The sequence below is a fragment of the Myroides sp. A21 genome (assembly GCF_000807225.1).
GTDB classification, from domain to species: Bacteria; Bacteroidota; Bacteroidia; order Flavobacteriales; family Flavobacteriaceae; genus Flavobacterium; species Flavobacterium odoratimimum.
The window spans coordinates 1,851,148-1,870,412 of record NZ_CP010327.1; the positions used below are offsets into that span (position 1 = coordinate 1,851,148).

General features: G+C 33.9%; 19 protein-coding genes. 16 read left to right on the forward strand and 3 right to left on the reverse strand.

Annotation, left to right across the window (positions count from 1 at the left end; all coding sequences use genetic code 11):
* Window positions 1-7: 7 nt before the first annotated feature.
* From gcvH to tsaB, 14 genes are all read left to right on the forward strand, one after another.
* On the forward strand, window positions 8-388 hold the full coding sequence (gene gcvH / locus MYRA21_RS08455; protein WP_006257352.1) for a glycine cleavage system protein GcvH: 381 nt from the start codon (window positions 8-10) through the stop codon (window positions 386-388).
* Window positions 378-758, forward strand: coding sequence for a VanZ family protein (locus MYRA21_RS08460; protein ID WP_006257351.1), 381 nt, complete (start codon window positions 378-380; stop codon window positions 756-758). The genes gcvH and MYRA21_RS08460 overlap by 11 nt, the downstream gene beginning before the upstream one ends.
* A gap of 57 nt (window positions 759-815) precedes the next feature.
* Window positions 816-1,562: a deoxyribose-phosphate aldolase gene (deoC, locus tag MYRA21_RS08465; protein ID WP_006257350.1), complete on the forward strand. Its 747-nt coding sequence runs from the start codon at window positions 816-818 to the stop codon at window positions 1,560-1,562.
* 956 nt (window positions 1,563-2,518) lie between these two features.
* Window positions 2,519-3,433, forward strand: a complete 915-nt coding sequence (gene cyoE / locus MYRA21_RS08470) for a heme o synthase (RefSeq protein WP_006257349.1) — start codon at window positions 2,519-2,521, stop codon at window positions 3,431-3,433.
* A gap of 6 nt (window positions 3,434-3,439) precedes the next feature.
* Entirely contained in the window at window positions 3,440-4,021 is a 582-nt protein-coding gene (locus tag MYRA21_RS08475; RefSeq protein ID WP_006257348.1) for a cytochrome c oxidase subunit 3, read from the forward strand.
* A gap of 44 nt (window positions 4,022-4,065) precedes the next feature.
* Window positions 4,066-5,046 (forward strand): cytochrome c oxidase subunit 3, encoded by a 981-nt coding sequence (locus MYRA21_RS08480; protein WP_006257347.1) that lies wholly within the window; start codon window positions 4,066-4,068, stop codon window positions 5,044-5,046.
* A gap of 18 nt (window positions 5,047-5,064) precedes the next feature.
* Window positions 5,065-5,421 (forward strand): cytochrome C oxidase subunit IV family protein, encoded by a 357-nt coding sequence (locus MYRA21_RS08485; RefSeq protein WP_006257346.1) that lies wholly within the window; start codon window positions 5,065-5,067, stop codon window positions 5,419-5,421.
* A gap of 116 nt (window positions 5,422-5,537) precedes the next feature.
* Window positions 5,538-6,158 (forward strand): hypothetical protein, encoded by a 621-nt coding sequence (locus MYRA21_RS08490; RefSeq protein WP_006257345.1) that lies wholly within the window; start codon window positions 5,538-5,540, stop codon window positions 6,156-6,158.
* Window position 6,159: 1 nt separating this feature from the next.
* Entirely contained in the window at window positions 6,160-6,783 is a 624-nt protein-coding gene (locus MYRA21_RS08495; protein ID WP_006257344.1) for an SCO family protein, read from the forward strand.
* A gap of 10 nt (window positions 6,784-6,793) precedes the next feature.
* Window positions 6,794-7,333 carry a DUF420 domain-containing protein gene (locus MYRA21_RS08500; protein WP_006257343.1) on the forward strand — a complete coding sequence of 180 codons (540 nt, stop codon included), beginning with the start codon at window positions 6,794-6,796 and terminating at the stop codon, window positions 7,331-7,333.
* Window positions 7,334-7,345: 12 nt separating this feature from the next.
* Window positions 7,346-7,579, forward strand: a complete 234-nt coding sequence (locus MYRA21_RS08505) for a hypothetical protein (RefSeq protein WP_006257342.1) — start codon at window positions 7,346-7,348, stop codon at window positions 7,577-7,579.
* Window positions 7,580-7,725: 146 nt separating this feature from the next.
* Window positions 7,726-9,105 carry a TolC family protein gene (locus MYRA21_RS08510; RefSeq protein WP_230456706.1) on the forward strand — a complete coding sequence of 460 codons (1,380 nt, stop codon included), beginning with the start codon at window positions 7,726-7,728 and terminating at the stop codon, window positions 9,103-9,105.
* A 4-nt stretch (window positions 9,106-9,109) separates the two neighbouring features.
* The gene (locus tag MYRA21_RS08515; protein ID WP_006257340.1) at window positions 9,110-10,360 is read left to right on the forward strand and encodes an efflux RND transporter periplasmic adaptor subunit; all 1,251 of its coding nucleotides are present in this window, start codon (window positions 9,110-9,112) and stop codon (window positions 10,358-10,360) included.
* Window positions 10,361-10,362: 2 nt separating this feature from the next.
* Window positions 10,363-11,034: a tRNA (adenosine(37)-N6)-threonylcarbamoyltransferase complex dimerization subunit type 1 TsaB gene (tsaB, locus tag MYRA21_RS08520; RefSeq protein WP_006257339.1), complete on the forward strand. Its 672-nt coding sequence runs from the start codon at window positions 10,363-10,365 to the stop codon at window positions 11,032-11,034.
* A gap of 64 nt (window positions 11,035-11,098) precedes the next feature.
* On the opposite strand, the gene MYRA21_RS08525 is transcribed toward tsaB, so the two are convergent.
* Both MYRA21_RS08525 and MYRA21_RS08530 read right to left on the reverse strand, forming a co-directional pair.
* Window positions 11,099-11,866, reverse strand: a complete 768-nt coding sequence (locus MYRA21_RS08525) for a mechanosensitive ion channel family protein (protein WP_006257338.1) — start codon at window positions 11,864-11,866, stop codon at window positions 11,099-11,101.
* Between the two features lie 3 nt (window positions 11,867-11,869).
* Complete coding sequence (locus MYRA21_RS08530; protein WP_036496592.1) at window positions 11,870-13,873, reverse strand: thioredoxin domain-containing protein; 2,004 nt, start codon at window positions 13,871-13,873, stop codon at window positions 11,870-11,872.
* A 152-nt stretch (window positions 13,874-14,025) separates the two neighbouring features.
* Here MYRA21_RS08530 and MYRA21_RS08535 point away from each other — a divergent pair, with 152 nt between their 5' ends.
* Together MYRA21_RS08535 and MYRA21_RS08540 are read left to right on the forward strand one after the other, a co-directional pair.
* Window positions 14,026-16,305, forward strand: coding sequence for an inorganic phosphate transporter (locus MYRA21_RS08535; RefSeq protein WP_006257336.1), 2,280 nt, complete (start codon window positions 14,026-14,028; stop codon window positions 16,303-16,305).
* 249 nt (window positions 16,306-16,554) lie between these two features.
* Window positions 16,555-18,114 carry an IS1182 family transposase gene (locus MYRA21_RS08540; RefSeq protein WP_006261699.1) on the forward strand — a complete coding sequence of 520 codons (1,560 nt, stop codon included), beginning with the start codon at window positions 16,555-16,557 and terminating at the stop codon, window positions 18,112-18,114.
* Window positions 18,115-18,282: 168 nt separating this feature from the next.
* Here MYRA21_RS08540 and MYRA21_RS08545 read toward each other — a convergent pair whose 3' ends face one another.
* Window positions 18,283-19,182 (reverse strand): NifU family protein, encoded by a 900-nt coding sequence (locus tag MYRA21_RS08545; RefSeq protein WP_006257335.1) that lies wholly within the window; start codon window positions 19,180-19,182, stop codon window positions 18,283-18,285.
* Between the last annotated feature and the right edge of the window lie 83 nt (window positions 19,183-19,265).

The window sequence follows — 19,265 nt, forward strand, 5'->3', positions numbered from 1 at the left end:
TATTATAATGAATATACCAGCTAATTTAAAGTACACTAAAGATCACGAGTGGGTAGCTATCGAAGGAGATGTTGCTACAATTGGAATTACTGACTTCGCTCAGAGAGAACTTGGAGATATCGTTTATGTAGAAGTTGAGACATTGGATCAAACTTTAGATAGAGATGAAGTTTTCGGAACTGTAGAAGCAGTAAAAACCGTTTCTGACTTATTCTTACCATTGTCAGGAGAGGTGATCGAGTTTAACGAAGGCTTAGATACAGAGCCAGAGTTAGTGAATACTGATCCTTACGGAGCAGGATGGATGATTAAAGTAAAAGTGTCTAATATGGATGAAGTATCATCTTTATTATCAGATGCACAATATAAAGAATTGATTGGGGCGTAAAACTTTTTTTGTATTAGGAATACTATGGACAGGTCTTGTATTAGCAGGTTGCCTGTTGGATAGTGATACTATTGCAAAAGCACCAAGATTTGATATCCCATATAAAGACAAAGTAGCACATTTTACTTTTTATTTTGTATTTTCCATAATTTGGTTTGTATATTTAGTGAAAAGTAAGCCAAATAGGTCTAGAATTTGGGTAAGTATTCTTATCTTTACTATTGCTAGTTTAATGGGAGGCACTGTAGAGTTATTACAGTATTACTTCACTTCTTCTCGAAGTGCAGAATGGGCTGACGAATTAGCAAACTGTCTAGGTAGTTTATTTGGGGTATTACTATGTTTGACTCTTTTTAGAAGAAAGAAATAAGATTTAAAAATGACCCCATCATGGGGTCATTTTTTTTGTTTTAAATATATTTAGATTATGAGAGACTTAAGGGAATTTATGGATTCTACTTATTTAAAATTAGCTGATCAAGCTGGTTTAACTGAAGTAGAAAATAATCAGGTAGTAGCTGATTTAATTCAAGAAGCAATTGATGAGAAATTTAAATTAGCAATGATTCGCCCTGACCAAGTAAAGATGGGACGAAAAATGGTGGATGCTGCTAACTCAAAGGTGGCGATCGGTACAGTTATAGATTTTCCAGAAGGGAACCGCGGTCTAGAGGCGAAGTTAGCTGAAGCTAAACAAGCCATTGCTGATGGGGTGGATGAGATTGACTATGTAGTTGATTATACTGCTTTCCAAAAAGGAGAAGTAGAACAAGTAAAAAAAGAAGTAGCAGAGTGTACGAAGCTAGGTCTTGATGCTGGAAAAGTAGTGAAGTGGATTATAGAGACTGCTGCTTTGACAGATAATCAAATTGTGCAGTTAACAGCATTGATTAAAAATGTGGTGTTATCGAAGTTCAATGAGAAAGATTATGAGAAAGTGTTTGTGAAATCTTCAACAGGATTCTATAAAACAGAAGGTGGTAAACCGAATGGTGCTACACTAGAAGCAATGATTTTAATGTTAGAGAACGCTGGGCCTCTACCTGTAAAAGCTTCTGGAGGAGTACGTGATAAAGACTTCGCGATCAAATTAATTGATTTAGGAGTGAAACGTCTAGGAACTTCTTCTGCTAAGATCATTGTTGACGGATCAGGTACAGTAGATAATTACTAAGATTACATTTTAGTTCTATATGAGAGCATCTAAACTAGATGCTCTTTTTTTGTGCCTTGTTGTGAGATGCTTTTTTGCGGTTTTAAGGAGTTTTATCACAAGTATTAGATAAGTGCATTGAATGTTTAGATAAGCTTTTAAACTTATTGTTTTTAATTAGAAATAGCGAAGAGGGTTATAATATCGTATATGCATAAGGAATCATTATGGGTACGATGAGATGGTTATGGAATAATGATAGGGTAGTGATAGCATTAAAACTAGCCAAAAATATGCGAGCAGTATGGCAACACTATGCGACCACTATGCGATAACTGCCGATTAGAAAGGTTTAAGATGTTGTAAATAAGTAGATTATTGTTTTTTTTGTAATGCTGTTTATTTAAGCCTGTTTTTGAATTGATAATAAAGCTGCATAGCGTATTAATGTTGGAATGAATAGCGTTGTATTTTTTCTAAAAAGGTGTTTTGTTATCAGGATTACTTTGATAAGATGGTTGCATTCTATTTTATTGTTGTTGAATAACTATAATGCCTTGTAGAATTTTTATTTCTAAGTCAGAAAGTAGATAACATTGGATGTGTTTTATGGCTTTGTTTTTTGAAGAGGATTATCCTTGTGTTTCTATATTTTAGTGTTGGAATTTAGAAAAAGAGAAGAATACAAGTTGTATTATTTTGGTTGTGAATTGCATTAAATTGACTTAGTAGCTATTGGTATAAGTGTAAGAATTGTTAAAAAACATATTTAATTCGTTTTGATAGTCATAGCAATCTTAGTTGTTTGTGATTATCATCAATGTTTCTTTTGTGAAAGTGCTGATTTATTTGAATGTTTTTTTTTTAGAACACTAAAGACTGAGGATATTTAAAAAAAGGTTATATTAAAGGCTGTCACGTTTGTTTTTAGGTATTGTTTTAAAAATTGAACTATATTTGCACATCATTAAAAACAAATGAAAACAGCTTTGAATTTATCGTCTGAAAAAAATACGTCAACTTCTGTGTTGACGGAGTTTAAAGAAATGACTAAAATGGGGTTGGCACTCAGCGTAGTTTTTTCTACCATAGCTGGTTACTTTTTAGCTATACCCGATTTAGGAAGTATTGACATTCTTACAGTACTAGCTCTTGCTATAGGAGGATACTGTATGGTAGGTGCTTCTAATGTATTTAATCAAATTATAGAGAGAGAGCTAGATGCGAAGATGACTCGTACTATGAATCGTCCTATCGCGTCTGGAAGAGTTAAGCCTAGTGCAGCTTTTATTTTAGCTTGTACGCTTACAGTATTAGGTATCGCTATCCTTTATGTAGTGAATCCTAAGACGGCTATGTTCGGTGCTATCTCTATCTTTTTGTACACGAGTGTATATACACCGTTAAAGACTATTACCCCTCTATCAGTTTTCGTAGGAGCTTTCCCAGGTGCTATTCCTTTCATGTTAGGATGGGTAGCGGCTACTAATAACTTTGGTATAGAGGCAGGAACATTATTTATTATTCAGTTTTTCTGGCAGTTCCCACACTTCTGGGCTATTGGTTGGTTCTTATATGACGACTATAAAAAGGGAGGATTCTCTATGTTACCTACAGGAGAGAAGGATTCTAAGACTGCGACACAGATTATCTTATACACGATTTGGTTAATCATTGCGTCTGTATTCCCTGCATTTGGAGTTACAGGTAGATTATACCTAACACCTGTATCAGCTGTGCTAGTGTTATTAGCAGGATTATGGATGTTATGGGCAGGAATAAAACTGTATAAGAAAAGAACAGATAAGGCAGCACGTTCACTGATGTTAGTGAGTGTGACGTATATTTCGTTAATACAGATAATCTATATACTTGATAAAATTTTAAGATAACAATAAATGGATATAACAGCTCAAGAACAATACGAAAGAAAAGGAAAGGCATTAAAGGTGATGATGCTTTTCGGGATAGGTAGTATTATGATGGTCTTCGCTGGTCTAACGAGTGCTTATGTAGTAAGTAAGTCACGTCCAGACTGGTTAGCAGAGTTTCAATTGCCAAATTCTTTTTTATATAGTACATTAGCAATCGCAATAAGTAGCGTTACTATGCACTTAGCATATAAGGCTATAAAACAAAATGATCGCAATAAAACAACTACTTATCTAGTTTCTACTTTGATATTAGGATTGTTATTCGTTTTTTTGCAGTTCAAAGGCTTTAATGAGGTAATATCTATGGGATATTTCTTCACTGGGAGTGAGAGTACGATTACCACATCATTTTTATATGTGATCGTAATAGTGCACATCGCTCACTTAGCTGGAGGGGTTTTATCACTATTGTATGTAATTTATAATCATTTTAAACAAAAGTATAATTCACAGCAATATATTGGAATTGAATTGTGTGCATGGTTTTGGCACTTTTTGGATTTATTGTGGATTTATTTGTTTTTATTTTTTACATTCTTTAAATAAAAAAAATAAACTAAATTTGAAAACTTTATAACTAACAACATTTTATGGGAGCGACAGTTACTACAGCAGCTACTAAAGAAACTACTTGGGGTGGAGGAAATGAGCCTCTTAAAGTAAGCTATGGTAAAATGATGATGTGGTATTTCATATTATCAGATTCATTAACTTTTTGTGGATTCCTTGTAGGATACGGGTTTACTCGTTACAAATTCATGGATACTTGGCCGATTGCGGACGAAGTATTTAATCACTTTCCATTTTTACACGGTGTAGATGCGCCGATGTTCTATGTGGCATTGATGACTTTTATTTTAATTTTCTCTTCAGTTACTATGGTATTAGCTGTAGATGCTGGACATCAAATGAAAAAGAATAAAGTAGCAGTGTACATGTTCTTAACGATCATAGGAGGTTTAGTATTCTTAGGATCACAAGCATGGGAGTGGAAAAACTTTATTAACGGAACTTACGGAGCAGTAGAGACTCGTGGAGGATCTATCTTACAGTTCGTAGGAGAAGATGGTAAACAGATTGCATTAGGTGATTTTGCAAAAGTAGATCCAAACAGAGATGAGGCTACTTTAACAAGAGCTAAAGCTACTTGGTTTGTAAAAGGAGAGAATGCACCTACATATTCTTTAGCAGAAGTAAAAGCAGGTTTTGAAGCTAATCCTAACGTAAGAATTAGAACTCAATTAACTACAGATGCTAAGCACAAAGAAATTTTAACTAGAGAGCAATCAGTTAAACGTTTAGAAGATGCTGTATTAGTAGTAGAAGGAGCTAACTTAATCCGCAATGAGTACGGACATAAAGTATTCGCAGATTTCTTCTTCTTCATTACTGGATTCCACGGATTCCACGTATTTACAGGGATTTTAATTAATGTAGTAATTTTCTTCAACGTATTATTAGGAACTTACCAAAGAAGAGGTTCTTACGAAATGGTTGAAAAAGGAGGATTATACTGGCACTTTGTGGATTTAGTATGGGTGTTTGTATTTACATTCTTCTATTTAGTTTAATTTTAAAAATAAAGTAAAATGGCAGCAGAAGGAGCACATCATTCAAATACAAAGAGAATATGGACAGTATTCGTAATCATGTCTGTAGTTACTCTAGTAGAGGTTATCTTAGGTATTATTAAACCTGAATCTCTACACCACGTACATATTTTTGGATTAAGTTTATTGAACTATATCTTCATTATCTTAACGATTGTTAAGGCATACTACATTATGTGGGCATTTATGCACTTAGAACAAGAGAAATCAGCATTCAGATGGTCTGTAGCAGGAGTTCTTACTTTCTTATGTGTTTATTTAATCACTTTAGTGTTGACAGAAGGTAATTACATCTTCGATGTATTCCAAAACTCACAATATAAGTGGATATTTTAATAACATATTATTATATATTTTAAAGGCGGTTTATTGACCGCCTTTTTTTATTTTTGTTAGTTAGTCAACATTGTGTAAAAATGAAAAAATATTTAATTCTAACGTTGCTGTTTGTGATGCCTATTTGTGCATACTTATTCTTTGCAACAGGTGTTAATCAATTTAAGCGTTTGCCTATAATTACTGAAGGTGTTCAGGATTTTCCAAATGGAACTTCGTCCTTGGACAAGATGCCTTCTTTAGACGGTAAGATTACTGTATTAGGTTTTCCAGGAGCGCATTTGTTCCGCGATAGAGGAGATGCCTTTAATTTAAATCAGAAGATATATAAACGATATAAAGATTTTGAAGATTTTCAGTTAGTGATGGTATTGCCTTATGGAAGTGAGGAAGCCGCTCAGAAGGTAGTAGATGAGTTGAGCCCGATATCTGATATGTCTAATTGGAATTATCTATTCTTAAAACCAGAGGAGATACAAGAGTTCTTTAATTCATTGGGTCTTGTTGGCAAGTTAGATAGTGATTTAGCAAGTAGCAATGTCTATCTAGTGGATAAAGACCGAAATGTACGTGGACGTAAAGGAGAGAATAAAATAGGGAATTATGAGTATAAGGAAGGTTACTCAACAATATCAGCAGCAGAGTTAAATAATGATATGATGGATGATGTGAAAGTGCTTTTGGCTGAGTATCGATTAGCATTAAAAAAATATAAACGAATTAATACAAACGAATAATATGAAAGACAAGTCGTATATCTGGATCTCACTTATTATTTTAATATTTGGAATTTGGGCTGTGCCTAAGATTATTAAAAAGTTTGAGAAAGCTGATTTAGAAATTATAGGTACTGCACCTAAATTTGAATTAGTGGATCACAATAATAAGACGATTACCAATGATAATTATAAAGGGAAAGTATATTTAGTAGAGTTCTTCTTTGCTAACTGTCCTACTATCTGCCCTATTATGAATGCGAATATGTTGAAAATACAAGATACATTCTATGGAAAATTAGATTTTGGTATTGCTTCTATTACGATAGACCCTACTCGTGATACTGTAGAGGCTCTACATACTCATGCAGAAGGATTAGGAGTGAAGAATCCATATTGGCATATGATGACGGGAGATGCTAAGTATATTTATGATTTAGCGAAGAAGTTTAATTTATACACAGGAGTTAATCCTGATGCACCAGGTGGTTTTGAACATTCAGGTTTATTTGCCCTGATAGATAAGGAAGGGAATATTCGTTCTCGTAAAGATGAGCATGGTAATCCTGTAGTTTATTACGATGGGACCAGTGATGAAGGTGTTGCTTGGTTAAAGGAGGATATAAAGGCATTATTAGAAGAATAATATTATTAAAATGGAAAACAATATTGAACAAAAGTACAATAAGTGGATATGGATACTTTCTATCGCAATACCTGTGGTAGTAGCTATCCTATTTGGAGTTAATCTACAGAAACTAGGATATGATGTAAAACCGTTATCATTTTTACCTCCAATCTACGCTACTATTAATGGACTTACCGCTGTATTATTAGTATGGGCAGTAATGGCTATTAAAAAAGGAAATAAGCAATTACACGAGCGTTTAATCAAATTGTGTATTGCATGTTCAGTAGCTTTTTTAGCGATGTATGTGGCTTATCACATGACTTCTATTGAGACGAAGTTTGGAGGAGAGGGAATTATACGTCCTATCTATTTCTTTATTTTGATTACCCATATTTTATTGTCTATTATCATTATTCCTTTTGTTTTGTTCACGTTTGTACGTGGTATTTCTGGATCTTATGCTAGACATAAAAAGTTAGCTCGTATTACTTACCCTATGTGGTTGTATGTAGCTGTGACAGGAGTTATCGTTTACTTGATGATTTCGCCTTATTATATTAACTAATACAATTAAGTAATGATGAAAAAGTTAGTTTGGGGTCTACTGTTTTCTGTATTTTTCTTTTCGGGTGAGGCATTTGCTCAGTGTGCGATGTGTCGAGCTACATTAGAGACAGAAGACGGAGGAGTGAAAGCAGAAGCTGTAAACGACGGAATAGTGTACCTAATGATATTTCCGTATTTGCTTGTTGCTTTTGCTATGTATTTTAGTTATAGAGTATATAAAAACAAAAAAAGTACAAAATCATAACAGAAAACCGCTACTATTAGCGGTTTTTTTTATTACTTTATACTTGAGTTATAATTAATTATTAATTTCAGAAGAGTATATCGAATATGGTTAATCGCTACTTTCTAAAAGGTACTTGTATAGTACTGGGTTTATATTGTTCTTTTGTGAAAGGACAAGAACGTACTCTATGGTCATTAGAGAAGTGTATTGACTATGCAATAGAGAATAATATTCGTATTAAGCAGTATGAGTTAGATGAACAAAGCGCAGAGATTAATAAGGATATCGCGATAGGCAGCTTCATGCCTAATGTCAATTTAACCGGAAGTCATTCATGGACTATCGCAGATCAGCCAGATCAGTTAACAGGTATGGTAGATAGTAAGACTATTCAAGCGACAAATTTAGGTCTGGGTATGAAAGTAGATTTATACGGAGGACTGAAGAAACAGAATATGTTGGTCAAGGCTAGATTATCACATCTAGCTTCTCAGTATAAGTTGCAAAAGATGAAGGAGGATATTGCGTTGAATGTGATTAATTCTTATTTGCAGATTTTGTTTAATAAAGAATTGGTAAAGACGAATCAAACGCAATTAGAATATGACAAGAGTCAGCAGGAGCGTACGCAAGAGTTAGTGAATGAAGGTGTTGTACCAGCAGGTGATTTGTTAGAAGCCAAAGCGACTGTGGCTATAGATACACAGCGATTAATTATTTCACAGAATGAATTAGTGATGGCTCGTTTAAACTTAGCTCAATTGCTTCAAATCAAGTCCTATGAATCTTTTGATATTGTAGATACGGATTATGAAGTGTCAGAGTCAAGTATGCTTAGCTATAGCCCTCAAGATATTACTAATAGAGCTACTGAAGTATTGACAGATATCAAAACAGCAGAAACGAATGTGCTGATGGCAGAAAAAGATGTAAGTATAGCTAAGTCTGCTTATAGCCCTACTCTACAAGCATTTTATAATCTAGGTACGAATATGAATTACCAAGATCGATTAGTAGAAAATCGCTTATTAGAATCTACTTCTGAAGTAGGGTATGTAGAAGGATCTAATCAGCGTGTATTGCGACAGAATAGTATGGCTGTATACGGTGGGCCTAATTCTTTTTTCAATCAGTTTAGTGATAACTTTAATTCGAATTTTGGTTTAAGTCTAACGATACCTATTTTTAATGGTTTCTCTACTCGAAATAGTATCAAATTAAAAAAACTTACGCTACAACAGATAGAGAATGAAAGAGAGGTAATTGCACTGAATTTAGAGCAGCTCGTGTTTAAGGCTTATACAGATACGGAGAGTGCTTATCAGAAGTATGAGGCTAGTAATGCAAGTCTTGAAGCAAGGAAGCTGTCTCTAGAGTACTCAAAGGAGCGTTATTCTGTTGGCTTAATTAATATCTTTGAATTAAATCAAAATCAGACTTTATTTGTGACGGCACAGTCAGATTTATTAAAGTCTAAATATGAATACATTTTTAAAACCAAGATACTAGAGTATTATTTTGGTATCCCACTTTTTAAACATTAGAGAGATGAAGAAAAAATACATCATAGTAGTTGGTATCCTTATAGTGGCTGTCTTACTTATTGGAAAGTTTGTTTTCGGTAAAGAAGAAGATCGTACTAAAGTAGAAACGATAGAATTAGAAAAGACGAATATTATCGAGACAGTATCAGGTACAGGAAAGATACAACCCGAAATAGAGATTAAAATATCTTCAGAAGTATCTGGAGAAATCATAAATTTGCCAATCAAAGAAGGACAGGTCGTTAATAAGGGAGATCTATTAGTCGTAATTAATCCAGACTTATATACTTCTGCTATGGAGAGAGTAGAGGCGATGTTAGCGACGAGTAAAGCTGGATTATCACAGGCTGAAGCTCAGTTAAAAGAGGCTAAATCTAATTATGATCGAAATAGTAGATTGTATGACAAGGGAGTGATTTCGCGTTCTGAATGGGATCTAGTAGTGCGAACGTATGAAGTGGCTAAAGCAGCTCAATCTTCTGCTTATTATAATGTAGAGAGTTCTAGGGCTGCACTAGCAGAGTCAAAAGCTAATCTTCTTCGAACGACGATATACGCACCAGCTTATGGTACGATTTCTAGAGTGAATGTAGAGTTAGGAGAGCGAGTGTTAGGTACCCAACAGATGGCAGGTACGGAGATTTTAAGAGTGGCTAACCTTAGTGGAATGGAGGTAGAAGTCGATATTAATGAAAATGATATCGTAAAAGTGAAACTAGGTGATGAGACAAGAATTAATGTAGATGCCTATCTAAAAAAAGAGTTTAGAGGTGTAGTGACTAGTATTTCTAATTCTGCTTCTAATCAGACAGTATCAGCTGATCAGGTAACGACTTTTAAAGTAAAGATTAAAATCTTAGCAGAATCATACCAAGACTTGGTAAAAAAGGATATTGAGAATTACTCTCCATTTAGACCAGGTATGACTGCAGCTGTAGATATTATTACTGATGTTAAGAATGATATTTATGCGGTACCTATTAGTGCTGTGGTAATGAAAACACCTACTGATACTGTTATGAATAAAACAGAAGGAAAGAAGATATTCGATAAAGAGCTTATGAGAGAAGCTATATTCGTTAATGATGGCGGTACAGCAAAGCTTAAATTTGTGAAAACTGGAATAAAAGACGACTCGAATATTCAAATAATAGAAGGCCTTCATGCTGAGGATGTGATTATTACAGGGCCATATTCGACTGTAAGTAGAATCCTTCAACATGGAGATAAAGTAGAAGTAGAAAGTAAAAAATAATAATGATAACGATTTTATCTATTGAGACAGCTACTAAGAACTGTTCTGTCTCATTATCAGTGACTGGTGAAGTAATAGCGTGTAAGGAGATAGCAGAAGAGAATTTCTCTCATGCTGAGAAGCTACACGTTTTTGTAGAAGAAATATTAAAAGAGAATAACAAGACTTTAAAAGATCTTTCGGCTATAGCGATTAGTCAAGGACCTGGGTCATATACAGGCTTGCGCATAGGAGTATCTTCAGTGAAGGGGCTTTGTTATGGATTGTCGATTCCTTTAATAGCATTAGACACTTTAGAGATATTAGCAAGACAGGTGGAGGTGACAGAAGGACTGATCGTACCAATGCTAGATGCTAGACGTATGGAAGTGTTCTCCGCAGTCTTTGATAAAGAGTATAATAAATTAAGTGAAATAGAGGCAATCGTTATTGATGAAAACTCTTTTAATCAATATAAAGGAACAAAATTACATCTGATAGGGGATGGAGCAATGAAGTGTAAGGAAACATTAGGTACGGAAGGTTTTATGTACTATCCTGAGATTACATATCCTTCTGCAAGTGAAATGGGAGTGATGGCTTATGATAAGTATGTGAAAGAAGAGTTTGTGGATGTGGCTTATTTTGAGCCTTTCTATCTTAAAGACTTTGTTCTCATTCAAAAGAAGAAATAAATAATAATAAATAAGGGCTGCTAATCTATAAATTAGCAGCCCTTATTTATTGAATAATTATCTATTATAGCGCATCACTAATTTCTCTCGCTTTTAAGAGTACATAAGATGTAGCAACGGTAAAGTTATCATTCTCTACCCATATCTGTACGGTGTACGTAATCTTAGTATCTAATAACTCTCTGATTAATATTCTAGGTCTTGGTTGTGAAAGTACTTTGTCATAGGAATCTAGCTCCTCTTGTAGTTTTTCTATAAAGACTGTTGTGTTTTTAAGTAGAGTTGTTTGCACTGCTATTTCAGCTCTTCTAAGGTTGTTCTGTGTAATATTTTTAATCTTACCATTAGATAGTACTCCGTTAGGGATATACACTATATTGTTCTGATAAGTTAGTACCTGAGTGGAGAAGATATGTATGGTTAGTACTTTACCTGTTTCTCCCTGTGCCTCTATAATATCTCCTATTCTAAATGGTTTAAATAGAATAATTAATACACCTCCAGCGAAGTTACTCAATGATCCTTGTAATGAAAGACCAATGGCTAAACTCATTGCACCAATAATGGCTACAAAAGAACTAGTTTGTATACCAAGCTTTGAGGCGATGATAACAAATAAGAGTATTCGCATTCCCCAGATTAATACATCTAGAATAAAGCTAGAGAAAGTAGGGTCTATATTCTTTTTTAAGAATATTCTTTTTGCTAATCTCTGTAAGAAGCGAATAACCCATAGACCTATACCTAAGATGATAAGTGAAGTCACTATCTCAGGTATATAGGTAATAATATCTTCAATGTATCTAGATAATAAAGTATCTAATTTTTGCATATTTTATAAAGTATAATTATCTATCTGTGTATGATCTGTATCAGGTGCTAAGCACGCTCTCTCTATACAAATATAATGTAAAGTCTCTTCTGTAGGTGTATACTTAGCTAAGTAAGGGACAGTCGATGGTGAGGATACTGAGAATACAGAAGCTCTCGTTATTATGTTTTCTCTTCTCGATAGATTGTGTTGAAGAGCATCTGCACCCACCCATGTTAACTCAAGTGGTTGCTCTAAATATAGTTGTAGCAATAGCCAATGTGAGTATGCTGAAGGATAATCAACAGTAGAGAGTACAGTATTCGTCATATTAATTGTGAGATCACTGTAGTAACTATTCTCGTATAGCAAACCGAGTTTGTATAAATTTATAGCCATAATCGCGTTAGAAGAAGGGATAACATTATCCTCTGTTTCTATCGCTGGTGTAATAGTATCTTCTTGGTTATGCTTGCTAAAATAAAAGAACTTGCTCTCGTGATCTAAGAAGTGGTCTAAAGAGTAGTCCATAAGATTTTTGGCTTCTGTGATGTATTGTTGTTCTTCTGTGTGTTCAAATAGATAAATTAATCCTTGTATATAAAAGGCATAATCGTCTAAGAAAGCTTCTATCTTGGCATTTCCATCTTTATACGTACGCAATAGTCCACGCTCTTCACACCATAGGTTATTGTGGATGAATAGGTGTAATGCTTTAGCTTGTTCTAGATAAGCTGTGTTTTGAGTAGCCGTGTATGCATCTAATAATCCTGTGATGTACATAGCATTCCACGAAGTGAGTGTTTTGTCATCTAGGCGTGGCTTAGGTCTATTCGCTCTATACTGTCTTAGAGCTGTTTCCCATTGCTTTTTTTTATTTTCTAAGTCTTCAAGAGGGATATTATTCTCGTTAGCGATATCTATTAATTCACGGGTTTGGATTAATACATATTGGTTGTTCTCCCAATGTCCAAAAGAATTGATATTAAATACAGTACTGAATAAAGGGAAATCTTGTTGGACTAATTCTTTTAATTCTTCTATTGTCCAAATATAGAAAGCACCTTCTTCCAGCTGGTTGTGACTGTCTAAACTGTCTGCATCTAGTGCTGAATAATATCCTCCTTCACCATTAGCCCAATTGTTAGTAATAAAATTAATTGTCTTGTCAATAACTTCTTTGTAGAGTTTATTGTGAGTACGTTTATATCCATCTGCATATACAGATAACAGTTGTGCATTGTCATAAAGCATTTTTTCGAAGTGAGGAATATGCCATTTATGATCGACAGAATATCTAGAGAAACCACCTTCTACTGTATCAAATAGACCTCCCCATGCCATTCTAGTTAACGTAAGGTCTATGTATTCTAATAGTTGTTGATCTCGGTGTAATACTCCTTTTTTCTGTAAGTATAGTAAGTTAGTAGGCATCATGAACTTTGGCGCTCGTGTATACCCTCCATATTCCCAATCAAAACTCTTTTTCCAATTCTCTAATACAAGGTCTGTATTGAATCTAGATTCCTCTTGTGCTATAGGTGCTTGACTTAGAATAGATATTCCTTCTTGTAGTTGTGTTGCGAAATCTAGTACAGTATCGCGTTTTTCTTTGTACAGGTGATGTAACTGTGATAAAGAATCTATCCAATTTTGTCTTTTAAAATAAGTTCCTCCCCATATTGGTCTACCATCAGGCAAACAAACAACATTTAAAGGCCATCCTCCTTGTTTTGTCATAATTTGGATTGCTTTCATATAGAAGTTATCTAGATGAGGAAGCTCTTCACGATCAACCTTGATAGAGATAAAATGTTGATTCATAAGATCTGCTACCTCTTGGTTCTCAAAACTTTCTTTTTCCATAACATGACACCAGTGACAAGTAGAGTATCCTATGCTGATAATAAGAAGTTTGTCTTCCTGCTCAGCTAGTGTTAAAGTTTCCTTATTCCACGCTTTCCAATAAATAGGGTTATTGGCATGTTGTAATAAATAAGGGCTTGATTCTAAGTGTAATAAATTCATGATGAGATTATGATATTGTTGTTGCTTAACAAAAGTAGTCAAATGTATTTTAACTATAAAAAGAAGCTGAAGGATTAATAACGTTAAGTTAACATAGGTATGAATTATTATAATCAATTTTGCGGCACACTTAATTTAAATAGAATTTATAAATGGAACAGATTTTTATTGTAATGCTTATAGCCCTTGGGGTATTAGCTATTATCGATTTAACTGTTGGAGTAAGTAACGATGCGGTGAACTTCTTGAATTCAGCATTGGGTTCAAAAGCGGTTACTTTTAAGACAATTATGATTGTAGCTTCACTAGGTATTCTAGTAGGAGCGATATTTTCAGGAGGGATGATGGAGATAGCCCGAAGTGGTATATTCGTCCCTAGTATGTTCTCCTTTAATGATGTGATGGTCATCTTCCTCGCGGTGATGATTACCGATGTACTACTTCTGGATGTGTTTAACTCTTTAGGGTTGCCAACATCTACTACAGTATCTATTGTTTTCGAATTATTAGGTTCTGCAGTATGTCTTGCTGTAATCAAAATCGTATCTAATAACGATAGCTGGTCTATGTTGCCAGATTATATCAATACGGAGAAGGCCACCGAGATTGTAGTCAGTATATTACTGTCAGTAATACTTTCTTTTACGTTAGGTACTTTAGTACAATACGTTTCTAGGTTGATCTTTACCTTCCAAGTGGAACAAAAGTTAAAATACTTCGGAGCGATATTCGGAGGGGTAGCTATTACTGCTATTACTTTCTTTATCTTGGTAAAAGGATTAAAAGGTGCAAGTTTTATTACAAAAGAAACTAGTAACTGGATTGGAGATAATCAGTTAACTATTATAGGGATTAGTTTAGTGTTTTGGACTATATTCTCTCAATTACTGATGAGTATCTTTAAGTTAAATATACTTAGAGTAATTATCGTTATCGGAACATTTGCATTAGCATTGGCTTTTGCAGGTAATGACTTAGTGAACTTTATAGGTGTGCCTATTGCAGCATTCCAATCATTTGAGTTCTTTATGGCATCGGGTCAGTCTCCTGATACTTATATGATGCATAAGTTAGCAGAAGAGAGTGTAGTTGCTCCTTTCTATTTTTTAGCCATTGCAGGTATTATCATGGTGTATACTTTATGGACATCTAAGAAAGCGAAGAATGTAATCGAGACAGAAATGAGCTTGGCAAGACAAGATACAGGAAGTACAGAGGAGAAATTCTCACCTAATATTCTGTCTAAGGTTATCGTTAGAGGTATGGTGTTAATCGGTATGGGAGTGAATTACTTCTTGCCAAAATCACTACAGCTCAAAATGGATAAGCGCTTTGAGATTCCTAAGAAACCAAAGAGTAGAACTCCAAAGGATGAACCAGCATTCGATATGGTACGTGCTTCAGTGAACCTTATTGTGGCGAGTATCTTGATCTCTATCGGTACTTCTATGAAATTACCACTATCAACTACTTATGTGACTTTTATGGTGGCGATGGGTACATCATTTGCGGATAGAGCATGGGATAGAGACTCAGCTGTGTATCGTGTAGCAGGGGTGTTTAATGTGATAGGTGGTTGGTTCGTAACAGCTATTGTAGCATTTATTGCTTCTTTTGTGATCGCTTATGTATTAAAAATAGGAGAGATCTACGCTTTAGTAGGAATGTTAATTCTAGTGGGAATTTTATTATACAGAAGTAATAAAATGTATAATAAGAAGACAAAAGAAAAAGCAGATAATGAAGCGAAGTTAGATAGCGTTGATATTATGACTATCCAAGGGGTAGCTTCAGAAAGTTCTTCTCAAATCGCTAATGTGATTACAAGAGCAAATGAATTATATACTTCGGTGATAGATGGTGTGGCTCTGCAAGAATTGACAGAATTAAAGAAAAGTAGAAAGCAGCTTAAGAAGCTAGAAAAAGAAGTGGATAACTTACGTGGTAATGTGTACTTCTTTATTAAAAATCTAGATGAAACTTCTGTAGAAGCAAGTAAATTCTATGTATTGACACTAGGGTATCTACAAGATATGATTAAGTCTATCAATTTTATTGCTCAGAATAGTTATACGCATATTGACAATAACCATAAGAAACTGAAGTTTAATCAAATTAGAGATTTAAAACTAATAGATAAAAAGCTTCAAGTATTATTCGATAAAGTAATCATATTATTTACAGAAGAAAAATTCTCTGAGATAGAAGAAATCCTACAGGAAAAAGATGATTTAATCGCTACTGTAGATAAGTTAATCCAGAAACAAATCATTCGTATTCGTACGACAGAGACAAGTCCTAAAAATAGTAAGTTATACTTCTCTATTTTATTTGAGACTGATGATCTAATCAAGTCTACAATTGGATTGTTAGAATTGTTTCGAGATTTCGAAATTGATGTTAAGAGGAAGTCATTCAAAAGAATGAGCTAATCTATATTTAATTTAAGTGAAGAAATGAGGTTGCCTAGGCAACCTCATTTTGTTTTTATGATATTTAGGAGTGTAATGAAGTAGATTTCTGATTTTCTACCTTCTACTTAGATAATAAAGCACAAAAAAAGGTAGGGGCTGTCTCATAAAGACAGCCTCTTTTTTATTCAATATTTGGTATATCTATACTTTTAAAATTTGTTTATTTCGTTGATTATCAGTATTTTTAAATCTTAAATCAATGTGTTTATGGCAAAACAATCCCCTAGATTTAAATACTACGCTCAGAATCAAATGAGCTTGATTCCTCATTCCTTAGATGATTTTATTCCTAAATTACATCCTGTACGTATTATTAATACAGTAATAGATAAGTTAGACTTAGAAAGCTTATATGATAGCTACTCTAAATGTGGTGGTATCAGTTATCATCCTAAGATGTTGCTAAAAGTTTTAATCTATGGTTACCTAAACAATGTATACAGTAGTCGCAAGCTTGAGCAGGCTTGCTTAGAGAATGTTCATTATATGTGGCTGAGTGGTATGTCTTACCCAGACCACAATACAATTAATCGTTTTCGCTCTTCAAAACTTAAGGGTTATATAGAGCAGATCTTTACTCAGATTGTTGAATTATTTATAGCCGAAGGTTTTATCAGTATTGAAGAGGCTTATATTGATGGAACTAAAATCGAAGCCAATGCTAATAAATTCACCTTTGTTTGGAAGAAAGCTATTTCAAATTATAAAGAAAAGATGGTTCAACAAATCCTAGAGATATGGGGGTATGCAGACTCTATTGCTAGACAAGAAAGTGAACTTCCACCTCCTCCAGATTTTAAGAAAATAGATACAGAAGCTATCTCTCAAGCCATTGATACATTAAATGCAGCGCTAAAAGACAATCCAGATGTTGATCAGAAAGTAAAGAATAAACTGAAGTATATTACTAAAGAGTATCCTACAAAAATTCAAGAGTACCAAGAGCATGAAGCTATATTAGAAGATCGTAATTCTTATTCTAAAACAGATAAGGATGCTACTTTTATGCGTATGAAGGAAGATCATATGAATAGTGGTTTTCTAAAAGCAGGCTACAATGTTCAAATATCAACCAACAATCAATATATCCTAGCCTATAGTATACATTCAAACCCAACTGATACAACTACATTAATACCTCACTTAGAAAAATTCAAAGAGAATTATGGAGTATATCCAAAGTCTGTTATAGCAGATGCAGGGTATGGTAGTCAAGAAAATTACACCTATTTAGAGGGGGAAGAAATTAAAGCTTTTGTGAAGTATAACACTTTTGATCAAGAGCAGGAACAAGTAGAAAAAAAACCAAGAAAGAATGCTAAGCAAAGTACAAAGCCTTTTACAACAGATAAATTGTTTTACCAACACAAAGGTGATTATTTTGTATGTCCTATGGGACAAAAAATGCACTATATTGGAGATACAACAAAAACTACAACTACAGGCTTTATCCAAACATTAAGGCAGTATCAAGCTAAAAATTGTCAAGGTTGTCCTTTAAATGGTGTGTGTCATAAAGCAAAAGGCAATCGGACTATAGAGATAAACTTTGAATTACAACGACACCGAAAACAAGCAAGTAAATTACTCACTACAAAAGAAGGTATTGACAAGCGTAAACAAAGGTGTCACGATGTAGAAACAGTTTTCGGAAATATTAAACAGAACCATGGGTTCCGCCGATTTATGCTTCGTGGTAAGGAAAAAGTCGCAATAGAATGGGGATTATTGGCAATTGCACAAAATATCAGAAAGAGAGCTGCCTAAAAAGACTCTTTTTACCCTTTTTTTTCCGAAATGTTTTTTTCAATCCTCTAAGGTTGCAATATTTCAAAAAAAATCCCCTAAAACAATATCTAAAATATCAGAACAAAGAGGGCTGTCTCTTTTTGCAATGAGACAGCCCCTACCTTTTTCTTTATATCTAGTTGTTTACTATCCGTTATAAGCTTCTACAATGATTTTCTCATCGTTAAGCATATGTCTTAGCATTCCTTCTATACCATTCTTTAAAGTGAATGTAGAAGAAGGACATCCGCTACATGCTCCTTGTAAAAGTACATGTACAATATTAGACTCCTGGTCATATTTTTGGAAAGCGATATTACCACCATCAGCTTGTACAGCAGGTTTTACGTTTTCTTCAAGGATATTAATGATGCGTTGAGACTTTTCATCTAAAGAGTCAAAGTGTTCGTCAGCTGCCGCCTCAATTGCTTTAACATCATGAATAAGCGATTCGTCTACTGCTAGATTACCATTTTCTAAGAACTCTTTGATAAAGGCACGAGTAACCTGTACTAATTGATCCCATTCGAAAGAGTCATATTTAGAAATAGAAACATAGTTCTCATCAATGAATACTTCTTTAACGAAAGATTGTTTAAAAAGCTCTTTAGCAAGAGGAGAAGCACTAGCTTCATCTATATTTTTAAACTCTACACCTTTTTTTGTTAATAATTTATTGGCAACGAATTTAATTACTGAAGGATTTGGTGTTGATTCAGCGTAAATAGTAATTGGTTGCTTTTTTATTTCTTTTTTAGAATCTATTAAGATTTTCTTACCTTTAGCCAAGAATAGTTCTATCTGATCTGCAACGGTTTCTTTTACATCATCCCACTCGACAATTGAAAATTTTTCGATGGCGATAAAATTATTTGAGATATAAACCGTTTTAACAAAAGGAAGATAGAATAATTCCTTCGCTAAAGGTGATTCTGCAGTCTCATCAATATTTTTGAACTCGTGGTTTTCTCCCTTAGCTATAAAATCTGGTAAAACAAATTTTATAATTGTTGGGTTTGACGTATTTTGAATTTGTATTTTTGACATGTTAATTTAGTTTTTTTCAAAATTAGCAAAGAAAAATGCTAAGCGTCACGAAGATAAGATTTTTAAACAATTAATTAACATTA

Bases quoted from the DNA above. Each gene is read 5' to 3' on its own strand.
- MYRA21_RS08540 (WP_006261699.1), top strand. From the start codon at position 16,555: ATGGCAAAACAATCCCCTAGATTTAAATACTACGCTCAGAATCAAATG.
- MYRA21_RS08480 (WP_006257347.1), top strand. From the start codon at position 4,066: ATGGGAGCGACAGTTACTACAGCAGCTACTAAAGAAACTACTTGGGGT.
- MYRA21_RS08530 (WP_036496592.1), bottom strand. From the start codon at position 13,873: ATGAATTTATTACACTTAGAATCAAGCCCTTATTTATTACAACATGCC.
- MYRA21_RS08505 (WP_006257342.1), top strand. From the start codon at position 7,346: ATGATGAAAAAGTTAGTTTGGGGTCTACTGTTTTCTGTATTTTTCTTT.
- MYRA21_RS08495 (WP_006257344.1), top strand. From the start codon at position 6,160: ATGAAAGACAAGTCGTATATCTGGATCTCACTTATTATTTTAATATTT.
- MYRA21_RS08525 (WP_006257338.1), bottom strand. From the start codon at position 11,866: ATGCAAAAATTAGATACTTTATTATCTAGATACATTGAAGATATTATT.
- MYRA21_RS08535 (WP_006257336.1), top strand. From the start codon at position 14,026: ATGGAACAGATTTTTATTGTAATGCTTATAGCCCTTGGGGTATTAGCT.
- MYRA21_RS08490 (WP_006257345.1), top strand. From the start codon at position 5,538: ATGCCTATTTGTGCATACTTATTCTTTGCAACAGGTGTTAATCAATTT.
- tsaB (WP_006257339.1), top strand. From the start codon at position 10,363: ATGATAACGATTTTATCTATTGAGACAGCTACTAAGAACTGTTCTGTC.
- gcvH (WP_006257352.1), top strand. From the start codon at position 8: ATGAATATACCAGCTAATTTAAAGTACACTAAAGATCACGAGTGGGTA.
- MYRA21_RS08545 (WP_006257335.1), bottom strand. From the start codon at position 19,182: ATGTCAAAAATACAAATTCAAAATACGTCAAACCCAACAATTATAAAA.
- cyoE (WP_006257349.1), top strand. From the start codon at position 2,519: ATGAAAACAGCTTTGAATTTATCGTCTGAAAAAAATACGTCAACTTCT.
- MYRA21_RS08515 (WP_006257340.1), top strand. From the start codon at position 9,110: ATGAAGAAAAAATACATCATAGTAGTTGGTATCCTTATAGTGGCTGTC.
- MYRA21_RS08485 (WP_006257346.1), top strand. From the start codon at position 5,065: ATGGCAGCAGAAGGAGCACATCATTCAAATACAAAGAGAATATGGACA.
- MYRA21_RS08475 (WP_006257348.1), top strand. From the start codon at position 3,440: ATGGATATAACAGCTCAAGAACAATACGAAAGAAAAGGAAAGGCATTA.
- MYRA21_RS08500 (WP_006257343.1), top strand. From the start codon at position 6,794: ATGGAAAACAATATTGAACAAAAGTACAATAAGTGGATATGGATACTT.
- deoC (WP_006257350.1), top strand. From the start codon at position 816: ATGAGAGACTTAAGGGAATTTATGGATTCTACTTATTTAAAATTAGCT.